22 protein-coding genes and 1 tRNA gene are annotated in these 18,995 nt (G+C 44.6%); 9 read left to right on the top strand and 14 right to left on the bottom strand.

Annotated elements, in window-relative coordinates; genetic code table 11:
* Positions 1–40 precede the first annotated feature (40 nt).
* Positions 41–799, top strand: a complete 759-nt coding sequence (locus ACESPQ_RS06070) for a CPBP family intramembrane glutamic endopeptidase (protein WP_002608311.1) — start codon at positions 41–43, stop codon at positions 797–799.
* A gap of 102 nt (positions 800–901) precedes the next feature.
* On the opposite strand, the gene ACESPQ_RS06065 is transcribed toward ACESPQ_RS06070, so the two are convergent.
* From ACESPQ_RS06065 to ACESPQ_RS06055, 3 genes are read right to left on the bottom strand one after another with little or no spacing between them, the layout of a single operon-like run.
* Positions 902–1,117 (bottom strand): helix-turn-helix domain-containing protein, encoded by a 216-nt coding sequence (locus ACESPQ_RS06065; RefSeq protein ID WP_009269461.1) that lies wholly within the window; start codon positions 1,115–1,117, stop codon positions 902–904.
* Between the two features lie 10 nt (positions 1,118–1,127).
* Positions 1,128–1,697, bottom strand: coding sequence for a hypothetical protein (locus ACESPQ_RS06060; RefSeq protein ID WP_373144076.1), 570 nt, complete (start codon positions 1,695–1,697; stop codon positions 1,128–1,130).
* A 12-nt stretch (positions 1,698–1,709) separates the two neighbouring features.
* Positions 1,710–2,285 carry a hypothetical protein gene (locus tag ACESPQ_RS06055; RefSeq protein WP_373144075.1) on the bottom strand — a complete coding sequence of 192 codons (576 nt, stop codon included), beginning with the start codon at positions 2,283–2,285 and terminating at the stop codon, positions 1,710–1,712.
* Positions 2,286–2,483: 198 nt separating this feature from the next.
* On the opposite strand from ACESPQ_RS06055, the gene ACESPQ_RS06050 reads away from it, so the two are divergent.
* Together ACESPQ_RS06050 and ACESPQ_RS06045 are read left to right on the top strand one after the other, a co-directional pair.
* Positions 2,484–2,735, top strand: coding sequence for a hypothetical protein (locus ACESPQ_RS06050; RefSeq protein ID WP_008819117.1), 252 nt, complete (start codon positions 2,484–2,486; stop codon positions 2,733–2,735).
* 134 nt (positions 2,736–2,869) lie between these two features.
* Positions 2,870–2,945, top strand: a tRNA-Asn gene (locus ACESPQ_RS06045).
* Positions 2,946–3,448: 503 nt separating this feature from the next.
* On the opposite strand, the gene ACESPQ_RS06040 is transcribed toward ACESPQ_RS06045, so the two are convergent.
* Together ACESPQ_RS06040 and ACESPQ_RS06035 are read right to left on the bottom strand one after the other, a co-directional pair.
* Positions 3,449–5,482 (bottom strand): UvrD-helicase domain-containing protein, encoded by a 2,034-nt coding sequence (locus ACESPQ_RS06040; RefSeq protein WP_373144074.1) that lies wholly within the window; start codon positions 5,480–5,482, stop codon positions 3,449–3,451.
* Positions 5,483–5,665: 183 nt separating this feature from the next.
* Positions 5,666–6,253, bottom strand: a complete 588-nt coding sequence (locus ACESPQ_RS06035) for an N-acetylmuramoyl-L-alanine amidase family protein (protein WP_002608305.1) — start codon at positions 6,251–6,253, stop codon at positions 5,666–5,668.
* 160 nt (positions 6,254–6,413) lie between these two features.
* Between ACESPQ_RS06035 and ACESPQ_RS06030 the strand changes: the two genes are divergently transcribed.
* From ACESPQ_RS06030 to ACESPQ_RS06020, 3 genes are all read left to right on the top strand, one after another.
* Entirely contained in the window at positions 6,414–7,292 is an 879-nt protein-coding gene (locus ACESPQ_RS06030) for a DUF368 domain-containing protein (protein ID WP_318250643.1), read from the top strand.
* A gap of 107 nt (positions 7,293–7,399) precedes the next feature.
* Entirely contained in the window at positions 7,400–8,158 is a 759-nt protein-coding gene (locus ACESPQ_RS06025) for an ABC transporter ATP-binding protein (RefSeq protein WP_002608303.1), read from the top strand.
* Complete coding sequence (locus ACESPQ_RS06020; protein WP_109770394.1) at positions 8,142–8,873, top strand: hypothetical protein; 732 nt, start codon at positions 8,142–8,144, stop codon at positions 8,871–8,873. Before ACESPQ_RS06025 ends, ACESPQ_RS06020 begins: the two co-directional genes overlap by 17 nt.
* Positions 8,874–9,083: 210 nt before the next feature.
* Here the strand turns inward: ACESPQ_RS06020 and ACESPQ_RS06015 are convergent, their stop codons facing one another.
* Positions 9,084–9,482: a helix-turn-helix domain-containing protein gene (locus tag ACESPQ_RS06015; protein WP_002608301.1), complete on the bottom strand. Its 399-nt coding sequence runs from the start codon at positions 9,480–9,482 to the stop codon at positions 9,084–9,086.
* 191 nt (positions 9,483–9,673) lie between these two features.
* On the opposite strand from ACESPQ_RS06015, the gene ACESPQ_RS06010 reads away from it, so the two are divergent.
* Entirely contained in the window at positions 9,674–10,099 is a 426-nt protein-coding gene (locus ACESPQ_RS06010) for a hypothetical protein (protein WP_002608300.1), read from the top strand.
* 187 nt (positions 10,100–10,286) lie between these two features.
* Here the strand turns inward: ACESPQ_RS06010 and ACESPQ_RS06005 are convergent, their stop codons facing one another.
* From ACESPQ_RS06005 to ACESPQ_RS05970, 8 genes are all read right to left on the bottom strand, one after another.
* Positions 10,287–11,144 (bottom strand): PhnE/PtxC family ABC transporter permease, encoded by an 858-nt coding sequence (locus tag ACESPQ_RS06005; protein WP_109770396.1) that lies wholly within the window; start codon positions 11,142–11,144, stop codon positions 10,287–10,289.
* On the bottom strand, positions 11,144–11,932 hold the full coding sequence (locus ACESPQ_RS06000) for a PhnE/PtxC family ABC transporter permease (RefSeq protein ID WP_002608298.1): 789 nt from the start codon (positions 11,930–11,932) through the stop codon (positions 11,144–11,146). Before ACESPQ_RS06000 ends, ACESPQ_RS06005 begins: the two co-directional genes overlap by 1 nt.
* Positions 11,929–12,717 carry a phosphonate ABC transporter ATP-binding protein gene (gene phnC / locus ACESPQ_RS05995; RefSeq protein ID WP_002608297.1) on the bottom strand — a complete coding sequence of 263 codons (789 nt, stop codon included), beginning with the start codon at positions 12,715–12,717 and terminating at the stop codon, positions 11,929–11,931. The genes ACESPQ_RS06000 and phnC overlap by 4 nt, the downstream gene beginning before the upstream one ends.
* 293 nt (positions 12,718–13,010) lie before the next feature.
* Positions 13,011–13,997, bottom strand: coding sequence for a phosphate/phosphite/phosphonate ABC transporter substrate-binding protein (locus tag ACESPQ_RS05990; RefSeq protein ID WP_002608296.1), 987 nt, complete (start codon positions 13,995–13,997; stop codon positions 13,011–13,013).
* A gap of 116 nt (positions 13,998–14,113) precedes the next feature.
* Positions 14,114–14,818 (bottom strand): GntR family transcriptional regulator, encoded by a 705-nt coding sequence (locus tag ACESPQ_RS05985; RefSeq protein ID WP_002608295.1) that lies wholly within the window; start codon positions 14,816–14,818, stop codon positions 14,114–14,116.
* A 235-nt stretch (positions 14,819–15,053) separates the two neighbouring features.
* Positions 15,054–15,482, bottom strand: a complete 429-nt coding sequence (locus ACESPQ_RS05980; RefSeq protein ID WP_257376959.1) for a hypothetical protein — start codon at positions 15,480–15,482, stop codon at positions 15,054–15,056.
* Between the two features lie 11 nt (positions 15,483–15,493).
* Positions 15,494–16,714 carry an ABC transporter permease gene (locus ACESPQ_RS05975; protein ID WP_109770397.1) on the bottom strand — a complete coding sequence of 407 codons (1,221 nt, stop codon included), beginning with the start codon at positions 16,712–16,714 and terminating at the stop codon, positions 15,494–15,496.
* The gene (locus ACESPQ_RS05970) at positions 16,711–17,628 is read right to left on the bottom strand and encodes an ABC transporter ATP-binding protein (RefSeq protein WP_008819134.1); all 918 of its coding nucleotides are present in this window, start codon (positions 17,626–17,628) and stop codon (positions 16,711–16,713) included. The genes ACESPQ_RS05975 and ACESPQ_RS05970 overlap by 4 nt, the downstream gene beginning before the upstream one ends.
* A 159-nt stretch (positions 17,629–17,787) precedes the next feature.
* Here ACESPQ_RS05970 and ACESPQ_RS05965 point away from each other — a divergent pair, with 159 nt between their 5' ends.
* Together ACESPQ_RS05965 and ACESPQ_RS05960 are read left to right on the top strand one after the other, a co-directional pair.
* On the top strand, positions 17,788–18,003 hold the full coding sequence (locus ACESPQ_RS05965) for a helix-turn-helix transcriptional regulator (protein ID WP_109770398.1): 216 nt from the start codon (positions 17,788–17,790) through the stop codon (positions 18,001–18,003).
* A gap of 1 nt (position 18,004) precedes the next feature.
* Positions 18,005–18,895 carry a hypothetical protein gene (locus ACESPQ_RS05960; protein WP_002608290.1) on the top strand — a complete coding sequence of 297 codons (891 nt, stop codon included), beginning with the start codon at positions 18,005–18,007 and terminating at the stop codon, positions 18,893–18,895.
* Positions 18,896–18,995: the final 100 nt, after the last annotated feature.

The following is an 18,995-nucleotide window of genomic DNA, read 5'->3' as shown; positions in this document are numbered from 1 at the left end:
AAATAGTTACTGATATTCGAACATGAAGGGCTGAGTGCTGATGAAGACGAAAACAAACGACATATGCATGTTTCTCTTACTGACTTTTCTCATGCCCTTCTTTTTTGTATTGTGTCAGCGATATACCGGGCTTCCTGTATTACAGCTTCTGTTTTACGGACTGGAAGCAGCCTCTCCCAGTATCGCCGCTCTTCTCGTTCTATCGAAGAACAGACAGCTCCTGAGTTTTTTTAAGAAGAATTTCAAAGGCTGGAAATCTGGCACCGCACTCCTATTCCCCTGCGTGTTTTCCCTTGCCCCCATGCTGCTCGCAAGGCTGTTCGCAGGTTCTTCTTCATCTGGACATTTTCTGAATTATGATCTGCAGTTTATTGTCATTGTATGGGCATTTTTTGCAGAGGAAATCGGATGGCGTGGATACTTACGATCTTATTTGAGAGAACGTATGGAAAAGGAATGGCATGTCCCTGTCAGTATCGGTATCATCTGGTTTCTCTGGCATTATCATTATTTCTATCAAAATGGCATAGAGGTCCCTCTGCTTTCCTTCTTCATCGGCTGTATCGCAGAAAGCTTTGTATATGAGTATCTGCTTCAGTGGAGTGAGGGAAATCTTTTATCCTCGATGACATATCATTTCTCATGGAATCTCTGCATCCACCTGTTTGCCATCAATCCTGCGGATAATGCAGGAAATGAATTTCCTTATATCCTCATGACACTGTTCGAGGTGAGCATGGTGCTGTTGTTGCTTGCTCACGATAAAAGCAGGCATATGCACAAACTGCCTACGAAATAATAAAAAAGGAAGTCCACATTATCAGGTACAGTATCTGCGATTCACATACATTCGCAGATGCTGAGAAGGTGACATGATGGATTTCCTTTTTCATATCTGTATTTATTGCTCTTCTGTTCGCTGATATTCCAGAATATCACTTGGCTGGCAATCCAGTACCTCACATATTTTATCGAGGGTTGAAAACCGTATGGCTTTTACCTTTCCGCGCTTTAAATTTGAAAGATTAACATTGGAGATGCCTACCTGATCTGCCAGCTCATTCAGCGATATCTTACGATCTGCCATGACACGATCGAGTCTTAATATGATAGCCATAATTCACCTCCTAGAGAATCTGATCCACTTCATTTTGTAAGCTATATCCATACCGGAACACCTTTGCAATACCAATAATCGCTAAACCCGGTAACACCTGTACACCGATATCGAAAATTTGAAACAGTATAAGCCTTGGATATAAATTAACCTGATTCAAACCCAGAACGCAGATGATAAACAGTCCCTGTACAATAGGAAGAATACAATGGAGAATAGCGAAGCCCTGTAACCAGTTTATCATATTCACCTGAAAAGGTCGATGAATAGAGTTTCTCTGAAAGATGTATACGGCAAGAATTAAAATAACAATTTGTATAAGCTCAGCTAGTAAACCGACAGCAACTTCCATCAGAGCTGCCGCTTTATCTGAAATAAGCCCTACGCTCATGAGCACATTGCTCAAGCTTTTCCCGGTAACCTGAATAATTTGCTCCCGCGGCAGGTTTGGCTCGAAGCAGGATTCCGGAGATATGCAGATGGTATAAATTGTATATAGTCTTAAGCTGATTATGATGATTCCGCATACGACGAGACAGTACAGCAATACCTTCATAAGTCTATTCTTATTTTTTCTCATAGTCCTGTCCCCTTATATTGTTTCATCAAGCTCATGCTGCAAAGCTGCCCCATACATCCAGACATGTATCAGACACCATAATGCTCCCAGCATGATCAGGCTTTCAAAAAGATTACGAACAACATCGAAAAATAGGCTAGACCAATCAATTGGCGGCTGGTATATCAGAGCCAGAAGAAATTCCAGGAAGACTAAAAGGAAACGAAAGCCTGCCAGCAGCAGTATACTGATCTTTAATTTTTTCAATATATCTGTTAAAAACGGTGTTGTCTTTGCGGCTTCCTTTACTGCCTGTATGCCCCACAGAAGCAAAAGAGCATATATGCTGGCATTTGTAATTGCAAGCAGGGAGTCAAAAACGGCATAAAATCTGCTGGAAAAGAGTCCGCTTTCTGCCAATAGACGAGCCAGCGTCACAACATTGTTGACCTCCCATGGAATAAACTGCAGACTTTGCTCCGGCATTTGAAAGAGTTCAATTATCTTCAGGCATTGAAAAACAATGGATACAGCCACACCACTCAGCATGAATCTAAGTATCCAGAGAAACGTCGTATGCTTCCAGTTTACAGGTTGTTTCAGTTTCATAGGAACACCTCCATCTAATTACATTCTAGCATACTTTTTATATTTTACAATAGATTTTTATCGTTTATCGTTAAATATTATATTTTAAACATAAATACCAAGAATTTTGAAGCACCTGTTGCATTCAAAATAAAAACTACACAGCTTTGCATCTCATTATGATATGATATAATCATGCTTAGGAAAGGAGATTTGCATATGCTGGAATACCGTTATGACACTCAGCTGCTGATTGAAGGAAATGATTTATGTGAGGATTCCATACACGATTATTTCATGGAGAATTTTCAGGGAGATTGCCTGCTTGCTGTTGGAGATGCTGAGCTCATCAAAATCCATTTTCATACAAATGCACCTTGGGATGTGCTAAAATATTGCGCTACCCTTGGAGAAATCTATGATATTGTAATTGAGGACATGGATCGTCAGTCCAGAGGCTTGAAGGGTTAGGACTTTCTGTTACTGGAAACCGAAATATTATTTTCGGTTTCCATCCTTTTTTATGACTTTAATTGCATGAAAATTGATTTTATAGCTTGCAAAAACAAAACACCTATGGTATTATAATTAAGCATTTAAGAAATGCCTTAATAGCTCAGTTGGTAGAGCATCCGGCTGTTAACCGGCAGGTCACAGGTTCAAGTCCTGTTTAAGGCGCCATGATAACAGGTAACCCCATGAATAATGGGGTTTTTTTTACTTTCAGTAATAACTGACAACCCTTTTTTGTCAGCTTCCTCTTGCATACAACACCCTGTTGACCTAAAAAGGGCTGTTCTTTCCTGACAATAGTTTCCATATTCCTATTGGATACGATAACTAAACAGCTCTCTGCATCTTCACAATCGATGATTGCCTGTAAGAAATGAATGTTTTATAATGCCTCAAATCATGAACAAATATCACATTGAAAGTGTATATCTTTCTTCTGCAGAGGCTGAAAAAAGGTCATGTTACCGCCTACTTATAAGCTTAAACAGCCATTCCTTTACAGTATGCAGAATCCTTTGTTCAAAACAGCAGGACCCTCACATGCATATACATTCTTATTCTGAATATCTGGAGTAAAAAGTACAGAAAAGGGAAGACCCGCGTTACTGTCAACGACATTTGCAGGACTTCCCTATTTTAGCTTCCAACATAGCTGCTAAGCAGCACTTCTTCTATACCAGATCAATCAGCTCATTCATGATACAGTGGTGAATATTCAGTGTTTTGCTTTCTGTTTGAAATTGTACCTGCATCATGCCTTCGCTGATTTTCATAATGCGGCCTTCTCCAAGCGTGGCATGTGTAATCCGCATACCGCGACGCAAGCCACCCTCTCGCAGCTTTTTCGGCTGTGCTACAGGTCGCTCCCCTGCCACCTTTGCTTCTTCTTCCTTTGGCGCATGCAGCTCATATATGAATGGAGATATTTCCAGACGTGTTACATCACAGCGCTTGCTTGTAAAAAACTCCAGCTGATGCTTGGCTCTGGTGATCCCAGTAAAAAACAAACGGCGTTCCAGTTGAAGCTCTTCCTCCTGCAGACCGGCTTTTGGAAAAGTCGATCCCAGACAATCCAGCAGTGCCACACGACTGAATTCCATACCTCTGGCAGAAGCTACACTGCGAATCTGGATACGGCTGATTGGCTCACACAGGAATTCCCCCATTTCCCGCAGACGATTCAGGAACTGTGCCGGATCACTGTAGCGAGCAGCAATCACGCGCAGGGCCAGCAGATTGGAATCATTCATCAGGATATTCGCCTTCAGCAGACGTGCCCGATACCCCAGCTTGTCCAGAATAAAGGTAATCATCGTGTGTGTTTCCAATGTGGAGGCAGTTCGAATATTCTCCATGGAAGCCGCCAGCTTTTTCTTTCCGGCAGCTCGATAGCTGCTTTCCATCATCGCCTGGTAGACATCCACATGCTCATCATCCCGCAGACGCTGCGCAACCTCCAGCAACACCTTTTTTGAAATATCAAAGCCAAGCTTCTCATATACCTCATAAAAGGCACGCATATCCTTTGGATCGATCAGAAGCTCAATGATATTACATAGATCCTTGACAACCGGCTCCTGCAAAAACTTTTTTACGCTTCCATGCAGGTGAAACGGCACCTGATGCTGCATGAACAGCTCCACAAGAGGCATCGCCATTGCGCCGTCACGATACAGGAAGGCAATATCACTTTCATCCTCTACCACCATGCGCATCGCATACTCATACATCCGCTCCAGCTGTGCAAAGCCCTTGAATTTCACCTCGCAGGTTTCCTCACTGCTGCAGCTCATAGCTGCCTCATTCTTATAATAAAACTCATTTGCCAGAGCGTTGATGGTCTGATTATTGCGCCAGTTTCCCTCCAGCTGTTCAATGCGCGCCTGCACATATGCTTCCGAAAAGCTGTCCAGTGCCTGCGGATACGCCGCCTTATCAAAATCCAGACACTGATCACGATCTGCCAGCATCATCATCTGACAATCCGATGAAAACAGCAGCTTGATGATGACATGGGCAACAAAGGAGAGCTCCTGTGCATCATCGATATGCACATACTGATACCGGGAGGAAAAGGTCTGCAAAACGGCCGGTGTACTCATTAAAATACGGGCGCATTCACACAGAATATCATCCTGATCATAAATATTACGCTCATTCTTAAATTTATCATAAGCCTTTAGAAAAGCCGGAAAATCAATTCCCTCAAAGCTGATAGAAGCAATTTCACGCTCACTCATCATCATAGTACGGCAGGTGCTGATCTGCCGCATCAAACGGCGCAGCTGTACACCGGTAAGCTCCATTGCAAACATATCCTTGATCAGACGGCGAACCACCTTCTCCATATCACGATACGCCTTACAGGATTCCCGCTGTATCATTTTATCATGGAAGCGGATAATCCGATAAGCAAAGCTGTGCATATCCACAAAGGAAGGCATGCGTTCATCATCACAGTATAGATAGCGGTAATCCTTCGCCATTCTCTTTGCAATGGCAGGATCATGCACAATATTCAAAATAGCTGACGGTTCCACCTCTTCAACCTTCATTAGATACGCATTACGGGCTAATAAAAGGAATGTTTTACCACTCCCTGTTGTTCCATTAATCAGAAGAGGATGCTGCAGCTCACAACACAGCTCCCGCTTTTTTTCATCCAGTTCTACGTTATATTCCTTCAGTAATTCATTCATATCCATACATTCACCACTCACTTCTCAACGATTCATAATTATACCTTAAATTCTCCCCAAATACTAACCTTTTTAAAACTTTTTCCTACTTTATTTACATTATTTACCTTGTAACCTCTTACACTCCACAGGGAGCAGAAACTCCACTTTTATGCAAGAGAAATGCACTCTTTTTTCCAATTCCTTCCATCAGCGTCTGGGAAAGGGATCATAGGAATAACCCAGATAATTCAGAATTCCGATATAGATGGAAAAAGCAAACAGATACTGGTCATTCAACAGCTTTTCGGCATCCTGAAGATTGGAAAGATACGCCAGCTCCACCAGAATTGCCGGCATGCTTGTACGCCGCAGAACATAAAGGGATGGATTGGTCCGCACCTGATTGTAGCGTGTTCCCACCAGATCGACAATGGATTCCAAAACATTGACGCCCAGATCGTAAGCAGTGGAATTCTCCCGGTATACATACACCTCCGAGCCGTTGATTGCAGGATTCGGATTGGAGTTGACATGAATACTGACAAAATAATCTGCCGGCCATGCATTCGCCTCATCTACTCTTGCTCGCAGACTGCTCGCCTGATCATAGCCAAGCACTGTATCCGGAAATGGTCTGGATACCTTTACTTCAAAGCGCTGATCTGCATAGAGAAAGCCTGCAAGATAGATTCCCACCCAATAGGTGACCTCCGATTCCACAACCCCGTTACCACTAGCCCCCGCATTGATATTCCCCGGGTTATGCCCCTGATCCACATAGATTCTTACCGCCATGAAACTACCTCCTTTTTGGACATACTATGTAAAAAAACGTACAGGGTTCCTCACAGGTAAATATTTTCCCTTCCTTTGTTTAGGAAAATTTAATAAAAAAGCGGTTGGCTTTTACAAAATATACAGTATAATAAACCTTGATACGAAAGGAAGGTACTTCATAGTGGTATTAAACTTTATTCGAGGCTTCTGTATGGCGCTGGCAGATAGTGTTCCCGGAGTTTCCGGAGGAACGATTGCATTTCTGCTCGGCTTTTATGATAAATTCATCGGTTCACTGGATGCACTGATGAGCGGTAATATGCAGCAGAAAAAAGAGGCGGTCATCTTTCTGCTGAAGCTGGGAATCGGCTGGATCGTCGGCTTCCTGATGGCGGTATCTGTGCTCGCCAGCATCTTTCATACACAGATCTATGCCATATCCTCTCTGTTTATGGGATTTATTCTGTTCGCGATTCCAATCGTGATTCGGGAAGAAAAGAAAAACATGAGACTCAATGCAGCAAGCATGATAGCGCTTCTTGTCGGTATCGCCGTCGTTGCATTGATCACCTATTTCAATCCGGTCGCAGGCAGCGGCTCCAGTGTCAATCTGGCTCAGCTGGATATCGGTTTGATCGTCTATGTCTTTATTTCTGCAATGTTTGCGATTTCCGCAATGGTTCTGCCGGGAATCAGCGGTTCCACTCTGCTGCTGATTTTTGGGCTGTATGTACCGATTATCTCTGCAATCAAGGCATTGATGGGATTTGATTTCTCCTATGTACCGATTTTGTTTGTCTTTGGATTGGGAATCATAACCGGTGTGATTACCGTTGTACGGCTGATTAAGTTTGCACTGGATAAGCACCGCAGTATCATGGTCTTTCTGATTATCGGTATGATGCTCGGCTCTTTCTATGCAATTATCATGGGACCGCAGACACTGGAAACTCCACAGGCCCCACTCAGCCTTGAAACCTTTGAAATTCTCTGGTTCATTATCGGCGGTGCCATCATCTTCGGACTTCAGAAAATGAAGGATATCAGTGAGAAATAAGCTTATACAGGACAGCAGCTGCTGTTCTTTTTTATATTGCTTCTGTATTTTTCAGACAAGTCCTATCCTTTGTGCTATCATAACAGTATATGGAAAAGAGTGATACGATGGAGATAATACATATAAGCAAGTCCTTTGGAAGCAATGTGGTTCTGCAGGACGTTTCGCTGCAGCTGATACCCGGAAAATGCATTGCAATCTGCGGACACAACGGCTGCGGAAAAAGCACCCTTTTGAATGCTGTGGCAGGCTTTTTACGAATCGACAGCGGAGAGCTGCAGCTTAAAAACGCTGTTCTGCAGTATATACCGGATCATTTTTTCACGACCCGCATGAATGCCCGTGATTTTCTGATGCATATGGGTGCCATACAGGGAATGGATGCTGATGCAGCACTGGCTGTCATTCGGGAATATACGCATAAATTTTTTATGGATGACCTGTTGAAAACACCGATGCACTATCTTTCAAAGGGAAGCCTGCAAAAGGTGGCAGTGATACAGGCACTGCTGCAGACCCCTGATATTCTGTTGATGGATGAACCACTTAACGGACAGGATATCGCTTCCCAGAGGGTCTTCGTCGAACTGATGGAGGCACTGAAGAAAAAAGACGTATGTATCCTAATGGCCGTGCATGAGCAGCGCCTGATCAAGGAGGTGGCAGATATCGTATATGAGCTGCATGATGGTGTGTTGCGTTTGATGGCTTCACTTCCTGTCATGGAACAGGTCTATGTGCGTTTCAGCAGACAGCAGGAGGAAAAGAAGCTTGTGTGTGCAAGAGAGGAAAGCGATGCCTGCATTCAGCGGTATCTGATGCAGGGCTGGCATCTGGAGGAGCTTCGGCATGAAAACAATCTTTGAATTAAACCGATACTATATACGCAGAACCCTGACCTCAACCAGGCTGGTTATGCCGCTGGTGGTTACCGTTGTCTTCTGCGGTATCTTTTATAATGAGAACGGAATCAATCCCTACAGCAGCTTTGCGGCAACCATCATGCTGACCTTCGCCATCATGGGCTGGATCGTACATTCCCTGCAGAAGCAGGAAGCCCTGGAGGAACAGATATTGATTTTACAAAGCAGGGGAAATGAACTGCTGTATTACGTCAGCCGTCTGTTTTTCTTTTTGCTGTGCGATTTGTTTTTCAGCTTCCTCATCCTCCTTATCCCCTGTCTGTTTTATCTGATCAACGGGGCAGCCTTTACACTGTATCCCATCCGGGCGGATATGCTGTTCGGATATTTCGACCTGCATGTCAGTGCCGGCCTGTGCGGTGGGATGATGATTTCGCTGCTGCACCCGCGTATTGTTTCCAACCAGAAGCTGGCGCTGCCCCTTGCCTGTATGCTCATCATAGCAGCCATGACGTTTTCCGCACTGCTGCAGGATATGCAGCTGCCAGAAATATTTGCCTGTGTATTTCCTCCGGTTTCCGATATCAGTATCCAAAGTGCAAAATGGACACAGGTGCCCATGAGGGAAACAGGCATATACACATTGCAGATGCTGCTTTATGCTGCTGTTTATGCAATCGTGCAGGTACGAATACTTATGAAACGAAAATTCGGATAAAACCTTGCTTTATTACCAGATATTTTCAAAGCTGATTCAAAAAAAAGAAAGGCTCACTTGGTCTCTTTCTTACTTTAGGGTATATGAAAAAGGGAGAATTCAGTTTCTATTGATAAAACCCATCATGTTGAATCTCCCTGTTTTATGTTTATCCACAATCGAGAAAGAATCCTCACTTGCAGACCTTCCTTTCTTTCTCACCTATCAGCACTACGACTTCATAAAATACTTCAATCGCCGCTGCAAGCCCTCCAGCTCCTCTTCTGTCTTTAAAATACAGAATATCCGCTCGGGATGCTCCCTGCTTTCCACGATGGAAATCATATCCCCTCTTTGCAGGGCAAGACCAGCTTCTTCAAAAAAACGCTCCAGACGCTCTCTTGTATTCTCGTAAAGCTCTGTATAATACAACACGGAGGGAGAGGTTCTCGGACTTCCAAACACACGCTGCATGGCCGCATAGGTTGTCAGCCAGACATTCCCGCTCTTTTTAATTTCGTGCGGCTCAAACCGTCCGCGCTCCACTGCCTTGCGAATGGTTTTTCCATCCGCCAGTCCCCATTTGTCCGCTGCCTCTGTAAATGTCAGCACCTCATCCAGATTGATCATACATTCACTCCTATCAACTTGCATATCTACACTGCCCGCTTACTTTGCTACAGAAATATCCGTCTTCATCTTTGTCTTTTCCTATTATACGATAAATTCAGGGGCTTGTATATATTGACTGAATACGCTTTCCTTTTTTCAAATATCGTGATACAATAATGTCGCTAGATAGCGACACAAAGGAGGAGCTTATGTTACGAATGGTTATCTGTTGCGGTGGGGGCATGTCTTCCAGTGTAATTTCTGTACAAATCAAAAAAGCCATTGAGGACAAGGGGTGGGAGGATGAAATATCGGTGGCCTTCATGCCACTCTTGTTTCTCGTAAAGCATCAGGAGGAATTTGATATTGCGATGCTCTGTCCGCATACCATGCACCATGCTCAGGAAATGGCAAGAAAAAATGAAATTCAGCTTCCCATGTATGTAATCCCTGCACGTCTGTATGGTTCCATGAATTTGGAATACCTGCGTGAGGATGCAGAGGATATTCTGAAAATCTATGCCGAAACAAAAGAGAATCCACTGCATTTCCCCGGAGAAAAATTTCTGGAGGTCAAGCGAAATACCTCCCATCGCCGCTGGATCAAAAAGCATCCGCAGGCAGTGCAGGACTGACTCTGAGCATTGTACAATCACACAAAAAGAATGGTAGCCTGTCCGACATGCAATCGGTGTGGTGCTGCCATGATTTTCTGAAATCAGAAGCTTTCAGCTGCATCGCAATCTGCAGCGAAAGAGCTTCTTTTTTTCTATACAGATTTATTTTTTTTCCTGATAATGCTTCTGCAGAACGTATCGGCTTCTAGTCGTTTACGATACTTTTCTGTTTATACAGGGTGATGATGATTTCAAACAGCAGCGCTGTCATAAAGATTGCCAGTACACACAGCCCCACGGTACCATAACCGCCGCTTCGTTGATAGGAATTCAAAATGGAGCCAATCGTCCCCGGAACACCTACAGCAGGACCGATGATCACCGCAGCTGCGAAATTCATTTCACTGCGCATGGCAATCCAGGATAAAAGCTTTGTAAAGGATACCGGGATGACAGCACTCCATACGATCTGCCACCAGCTTCCTCCACTTGCCTTCATCGCCTCCATCGCACCAGGATCTACCTCCTCAAAGGCTTCGGAATACGATTTGATGAAGTAGGCGACACTGTGAAAACTCATCCCCACAATGGCTGTGGTAGCTGTTAACCCGAAGCCGGAAATAAAGATCAGCACCCAGATAATTGTCGGCACGGCACGAATCAGCCCTGCAAAACCGCGTACCATACTGCACACCCATGGATGTGAAAGATTCCGGGCTGCCATAAGTCCCAGCAGGAATCCGATACATGCTCCGATAATCGTCGTGACAAAGGCAAGTGCTATTGTATTGATCAGACTGGTGAATACCTCAATCGCCGTTTTCTGTGTAACGGCAGTGAAATCCAGAAAGCTGCTTAGATACGTGGCAATCAGCTGCGGCCGTACCTGATCCCATTGATAGGGGCAGATGAACAGGATAAAATAGAGAAAGACAAAAGCAAAGACAAGCACCACACTCCGTGACAACAGGCGCGAGGTATCTTTTCTGCGCAGGATATAGCGTCCCTTTTTCTTTTTTTTCAGCGTCGGGGCGGCAGGAGAGGTCAGCGTATATGTTTCCATTAGATAATCCTCTTTCTAATCTGTGCAGATATTTGATCCGTGATAATCACCGTGATTATAATCAGCAGAATGCAGGATGCCATCAGCTGATACCCCGTATAGCCGATATACAGTCCTCCCTGATAAATACTCATCAGATACCCGATACCGCCCCCCGCAAGCATTCCGACGACCGTAGCACTTCGGATATTGTTTTCCGCCGCGTACAGTGTCCAGGAAATCAGAGACGGCATGGTTTCCGGAATCACAGCATGAACGACAATCTGCCAGTAATTGGCACCGGTTGCCTCCAGAGCCTTGATACAGCTGGCATTTGTTTCGTCGATGGAATCCGCAAAGGAACGGGTTAAAAAGCCATAGGAGATAATACACAAGACGAGGAAGCCGAGAAAATCACCGTACCACAGCAGTGGCAGAAGCAGAACCGCCCAGACAGCCTCCGGAATATTTCTGGTCAATGACGCAAGAGCGCGGACCAGATATTTCAGAACCCGGTAACGGGAGGTTTTGCTGGAGATAGCCAGAGAGGAGAAGAAGGCAAGAAGCATGCCGACAAACGCTCCGGCAATGGATATCACAACGGTAATCCAAAGCTGATACAGCTGTTCCCGCAACTGTGAAAAGTCCATTGGAAGATACGTTTTTGTAAAGCGCACAACGGATACCTGAAAGTTCGCAAGAATGAGACCCCAGTCAATTTCCAGACGCCAGGTACACAGTGCCAGCAGAGCAATGGTGACAGCAGCATACATGCCCAGGGACCGTCTTTTTTTCGTAAAATAGCTCATGCCTTCACCTCCTCCACCTTACTGATCAGCTCATTCATAGGGACTCCGTAAATCTTTTCAATTACATCACTTCCCAGCTCCTGCGGTTTTCCATTGAAAACAATGCTTCCCTGATGCATACCGATAATGCGGTCCGAATAATGCAGGGCAACATCCACCTGATGCAGATTCACAATGCAGGGAATCCTCATGTTTGTGGTAATCGCCTTTAAATGCTCCATAATCACCTTGCTTGACTGCGGGTCCAGAGAAGCAATCGGTTCATCGCAAAGCATTATTTTCGGATTCTGAAGCAAAGCCCGCGCAATTCCGACACGCTGCTTCTGTCCGCCGGAAAGATCACAGCATTTATCATACAGCTTATCTCCCAGTCCCAGCATTTCCAAGAGCTTTGCGGCCTGCTCGATATCCTTTTGCGAATACATTCCCAGCGTACTTTTCCATGTCGGATAATAGCCAAGTCTTCCATGAAGTACATTCTCCAGAACATTCAACCGATAGACCAGATTGTAGTGCTGAAAAATCATACCGATATTCCGGCGGATATCCTTGATCTGCCGTTTATTTGCACACGTTACCTCATAATTGAGAAACTGAATGCTGCCCTCGCTCACATCAATCATCCGGTTGATACAGCGCAGCAATGTACTTTTCCCTGAGCCGCTTGGTCCGATCACCGAGATCAGCTCACCCTCATGCACTTCAAAGCTGGCATAACGCAGGGCCTGAACCGCATTGTCTTCATATGTCTTTGAAACATTTTGAACACGTAATATATCACTCATTCACGATACCACCTTTTCTTTTTTATACCACATGGTTATTGTACCCCGGGTTTGCCTGTTGTGTGTTAAGCGGCTGTTAAGCCTTCGTAATCCTTCCTTTAACGAAGAAAGGCATCGTGTTTCCTTTTCCCATACTGTCTGTTGTATGCATTCCCTTCATCTGTAAAACAGCATTGACATCTGCGGTTTATGAAAAAGAGAATCCGGCGCGATTGATGTATACAATAGCATTGGATTCCCTTTTTTCAATTTGATTTCATATCCCCCATAAGGAGCATACCTTTTGTGTACGCCTACTGATCCTTATACATATCCAGAATAAACTGATAGCGGGAAACATCGGTTTTGAAGAATTTGAAGGTCGCAGGATCCTCTTCTGCCTCAAAGAAGAAGCCCTTTTCCTGATCGAAGAAATCCTTGTTTTTTGCGGTATCCGCTGTCAGGTTTACAAAGTGATCCGTCAGCTTACTGATTTCCTCTTTATTCAGTGCCGAGGTATTTACCCAGAGCGGTCCGTTTGGAACAAAGGTCGTATCCAGTATATCCAGCTGATCCTTAAAGCTGTCGCCATACGTACAGCAGAAAGCACCGGCATATACCTTGTCATTCACCAGCAGCTGAACTGCCCCCTGATGATCTCCTCCGTTTTGCACCTCGGAGAAAACACCTCCATCAGCCGCATTCTTAATATTGATCTGTTCTTTTTTGGACACGGTTTTATCACCATCCGGGCCAAACAGCTTCCAGAACGCCGTTGTTGGTACCAGACATCCGGAGGTAGAGGTCGGAGATACAAATCCGAAGGATTTTCCCTTCAGTGATTTCAGCTTTTCATCCCGACTCATTCCCTGAAAATCAGCCGCATGCTTTTTGTTTGTCGCAATATAGGCATTATAACCACTCTTTTCCGGATCGCCGTTTGGTCCATAGGACAGTATCGGCTGGATCTTATCATCCTTCATATAGGAAGCCGCAAACGTTGCCCCGCTTTCCCATGCAATCTGTGCAGTTCCGGATACCATTGCCTCCATAACCGCATTGTAATTGTCCAGCTTTGCGATTTTCACATTGTAGTTATCGCCCAAAGCCGCCTGTACCTCTTCCTTCAGCATATGAAAAGCCTCACTGCTGCGTTCTGCATTTTCATCCTCATTCGGCAAAAAGGCAATTGTAATATCCTTTTTCTCCCCGGTACCGCTGTTATCCTTTCCAGAGCTGCAGCCAGCCAGCATACTGCAGGATAAGAGCGCTGCCATGCATAGATTCACCATCTTTTTCATCACTGATTCTTCTCCTTTTATCATTTGTTCATGCTTTCTCAGCACATGCATATGATAAGGCTTTTTTGCGGTAAATTTGTGAATGCCGGGTAAACAAATTGTTATATTTCCAACAATCACAGACGGAAAATGAACTTATCTCCCCGATAGATAATGGTGGATAGCTCCAGTATCTCCTTTGTTTTACAATCTCTGCTTACGCCCTTCAGCATGAGACAGGGTACGATTCCACTGACCTTCATGTAGAGACGCTCATCCGTATTCAGTGTGGAAATGGTTAGCTGTGTATCCTCAGTGGCGATATCCTGAATACCCCTGCCTTGAAAATACGCATACAGGCTCGGATTTTTCTGAAGACATTCCCTGATGTTTGGAAAGCTTTTTTCCCGCACATAGGAAATATGCATTGCCGCTGGCATATGATCCAGATATCTAAGCCGTTTCACACAGAGGACAGGCTCTCCCTGCACCACCGCTAAGCGCTCATGAATATCCTTGTGCCAGGCGATGCGCTCACAGCTTAGCAGGCGTGTAGAAAAGCGGCCTGCCAATGGACTCATCTTCATGGAAAAGCTGTCTGTGGAGGACAGTACAAGCTCCACCTTCTCCAGATATCCCGCATAGTAATTGCCCTTTCCCTGCCGAGAGTATACATAGCCCATTTCCTTTAAGCGGTCATAGGCCTTTCGCACTTCGATTCTTGTCAGCTCAAAACGCTGTGCCAGCTCATGCTCGCTTGGAAGACGCTCATCCTTTTTATATGTCTGCTTCTGCATGTTCTCCAGAAGGTAATCCACCACCGGTTCCCAGCTTGTCATCATAACTTCACCTCCCTGATAGTTTATCATGGCATCAGTGCAAACATCATCATTTTACAAAATCTTAACCCTATGCAAACAGAAGAAAAACAAAATGCTTTGATAAGTCTGATTACGAACTCTAAAAGCTCCTATTTCAAGCCGGAATGTGCTCTATAGATACAAACAGAAAAAAGAGGCCTTCTTCCTATATGATAGAAAGAGAAACCTCCTGTTCACAGCCGCTATACAATGATGTTCAATATCCCTGATTCTTCAGAATCTGAGTTATCTGTTCTTTTTTATCGATTGAAAAATTCAGTGTGCCGTAATGAACACCCAGCTCATAATACAGCTGCAGACAGCCATCTTGTTCCTTCTGTGTGATGAGCTTCCCCGGCTGCAAAGGAATTCTTCTTCCGTCCACATACAGGTTGTGCTGTGAGATGCCGCTTCTTCTCATTCCATACAGAATACCAAGTGCCATCAGGATGATCCCATACTGCAGCCGCCTCTCATCGTACAGATTTAAAATGCCAAGTAACAGAAAGGCAGCACAGAAAATATAATTCAATTTCTTATAAACAGCATACACTGTCTCTTCCTGATGCATACGGTACCAAAGGCGCAGTGCCCACAGCAGCATCAAAAGCACCATCGCCAGAAAGGCATACATGATGAATTCCAATGACAACGCCTCTAATCTTTTTGCTTTACCATTTTCATGATATGTTTAAGCTTCACGGAATTACCGTAGGACAGCGTACCTCTGCGATACAGTCTGGCACCAAGCAGTCCCATGGCGACCGTAGTAGCCGCAAGCAGAGCCAGAGATATCACGATTTCCATTGTGGATACACTTCCCATCGCCACATTGATAAACATGCACATCCAGGAAGAGAACGGCACATAGCACATGATTTTGGCAAGCAGCGTATCCGGATTCTGCAGCGTGATAAAGCTGATGATGAAGACTGCGATTATCAGAAGCTGAATCGGCATAGTGGCACCGTTGACCTCTTCCACCTTGGAGCACAGAGCTCCGATTGCGCCAAACAGGAAGCTGAACAGCAGATAGCCCAGAATACCAAACAGGGCAAAGGTAACCAGCACCAGACCAGGGATATCCAGGAATTTATCCAGCATATGATCCCATACATCCGCATTCAGCTGATAGGCAATCAGGAAGGAGCCAAGCATAATGGCTGTCTGTACGACACCGGCAATCGCCCCCGCAATAACCTTACCGAAAATCAAAGCATTCGGTGAACAGCTCGTTGTCAGTATTTCAATTGCACGGTTGCTTTTTTCACTGGCCACACCGACACCGATCTGATTGCCGTAAATCAGAATCATCATGTACAGCACCAGAATCAGCACATAGGTATAGAAATAATTGTTCATACCGTCCGTTCCCAATACCGTCGTATCCGAAATGACCTCTGTTTGATAAATCGCCTGAACCTTACCTGCATCATACTTCAGCTTTGCCAGCTCACTTGCCTGATACTGCTGTTGAAGCAGTGTTTTAAAGCGTGAGGAATTCGCATCATTCAGGGAGGAATTATTCACATAATATTGGAAGCTGGTCGGCGTTTTCACCTCAAAGCCGGCATCTGCCTCACTTTTCTTCACCTTTTCCTCTACCTCGGATAAGGAATTGGCATAGGAAATCTGAAATTCAGGGAAGTTCTTTTCCGCCAGCTCACGGTTTTTCAAAATACCGCTTCCATCATAAATCAGCATCGTTTTATCCTTTTCTGATGCCGAATCATCCGTTCCCTTATCATCCGAGAAAACACGTGGAATGGACAACAGGACAAAAGCCGCAGCCGCTACCAGCACCGTCGAAATCAGAAATGACTTCTTGCGTACCATTGTCTGTAATTCAAATTTCAGAACCAGTAAGAAATCTCTCATTCCTCATCACCTGCCTTTGATACAAAAATATCAGTTAAGGACGCCTCATACAGCTGGAATGCCTCAAGGTCAACCTCCAGCTCCAGCATTCTTGTAAGCACGTCACGTTTATTGACGTTCGGCTGCAGCTCGATAATAAAGCCGCCGTCCTTTTCCTCATAAATATGCAGCAGCTCCTGACACTGTGTTTCCAGCAGCTCACGAAACTCCTGCTTTTTTGGATACAATGCACGAATTACGATACGGTTCTTTCCGTATTCCTTTTTGATCTGCTTCAGATTTCCCTGCAGCACCACATCTCCATGATGCAGGATAACGATATCCTCACAGAACTCCTCCACATAATTCATTTGATGGGAGGAGAAAATCACAAGCTTTCCATCCTGAATCTGTTCCTGAACGACTTCCTTCAGCGTCTGGGAATTGACCGGATCCAGTCCGGAAAACGGCTCATCCAGAATGACGATATCCGGATCGCACATGAGTGTCTGTGCCAGCTGTACCTTCTGCTGATTTCCTTTGCTTAAGGTATCCAGAACACGGTTTTCATATTCCTCGATTCCCAGCCGCTTCAGCCACTTCTTCAGATTGGCCTTTGCCTCACCGTGAGACAAGCCGCGCAGCGTTGCCAGATAAATCAGCTGCTCGGAAACCTTTTTCTTCGGATAGAGACCGCGCTCCTCCGGCAGATACCCGATATTGTAATCCTTTGCATGAAAGGTCTTGCCATTCATACTCATATTTCCCTGATCTGCCTTGAACACATCCATTAGAATGCGAATCGTCGTAGACTTACCGGCACCGTTACGTCCCAGCAGTCCCAATGCCTTGCCGCTTGATATGGAAAAGGAAATTCCATGCAGGACTTCTCTTCCGTCAAAGCTCTTATGCAGATCATGCACTTGCAGTTCCATACTGTTTCCCTCCTTAATCTATTTGCATTATAGTACAGATCACCATTCAATGCAATATATATTTTGCATTTGTAAGATATATTTTTCATATCTCCTTGCTTTTCCAGCTTGATTTTCCTATAATAATATACGTAGAAGAAGGAACAGGTGAGTGCAGCTATGAAAAATCTAAAAATCAAAATGGCGCGCATGGAGCTGAATATGTCCCAGGAGGAGCTTGCCAGCAAGGTAGGCGCAACACGGCAGACCATCGGACTGATTGAAGCAGGACGCTACAATCCAACCATCAAGCTGTGCATTAAAATCTGCATTGCCCTGCATAAGCATCTGGATGATCTGTTCTGGGAAGACGACTATGACAAGGAGGAATTGTAGGATGAAGACTTCACTGCTTCGCGACATTATCCGATATGCGAAAACCAAGGGTAAGGCACCGCTGGATGAACGCCAGATGGATACCCTGAAGGACTTGTATATGGAGCTTGCAAAATCCGTAATCCTCGCGTTTATGGTATTCATGATCATTTACGGCTATAAGGAAATGTATCAGAAGGAAAGCACCTTCAATTATATGAGCCTCGCAATGAGTCTGCTTGGAGCCGTCACCTATTATTATCTGCTTCGCTCCTGTTATCAGCAGGTTATCGGCATTGATGTCAATTTTGAAATTCTTGTCATTCCGGCACTCGGATTCACTCCATCACTGCTTATGAATGCCCTGCATGTATGCGGGCTGCTGTTAGATGCGGATGTACTCTTTTTCCGTATTACGACATTTTTATGGCCCTTGTATTTCATTATATTTTATCTGGGGGCAAACAGAGTTTACCAAAGGGGCAGGCAGGCCATGGAACAGGAGATATATCAGGGGGAAATTCACTTTCGCTCCCGTAAGCAGATTGTGAATTTTATCATCATTACCATTATTTTCATATCCATACTGCCGATATCCTTTGACGCGTTGTTTCAAATCGGTATCGTCGCAGGGACGCTGCTGATCCTCTTTATGATCTGCTATTATGGATTTTATACGCCGCACAATGAATATATCCTGAATGAAAGCGGATTGATTTATCATAAATCGCTGTGGAATGGAAGGGGCGGATTTCTGCGCTATGATGAGATTGAAAGCGTCAAGCAGCAGGATACCTTCAATGTGGGATATGCGAAGGATAAGGTTTGCATTCACTGTTACGACGGACGCGATATTCTGCTGTTTCCGGAAAATGCATACCGCTTCTGTGTAGAGCTTGAAAACAACCTCTGAAAAGTCCTCTCTTTCAGTCTTCGTCGATAGCCTTTCCTGTATAAAGAAAAACAGAAAGCTTACAGTGCTTCCCCATTTCCTGTTATGGATATGGAAAGGA

It is taken from the genome of Clostridium sp. HGF2 (assembly GCF_964240115.1).
Lineage (GTDB): Bacteria > Bacillota_I > Bacilli_A > Erysipelotrichales > Erysipelotrichaceae > Clostridium_AQ > Clostridium_AQ innocuum.
The sequence above is the reverse complement of the archived record's forward strand: the minus strand, read 5'-3'. Positions and strand labels throughout refer to the sequence as shown.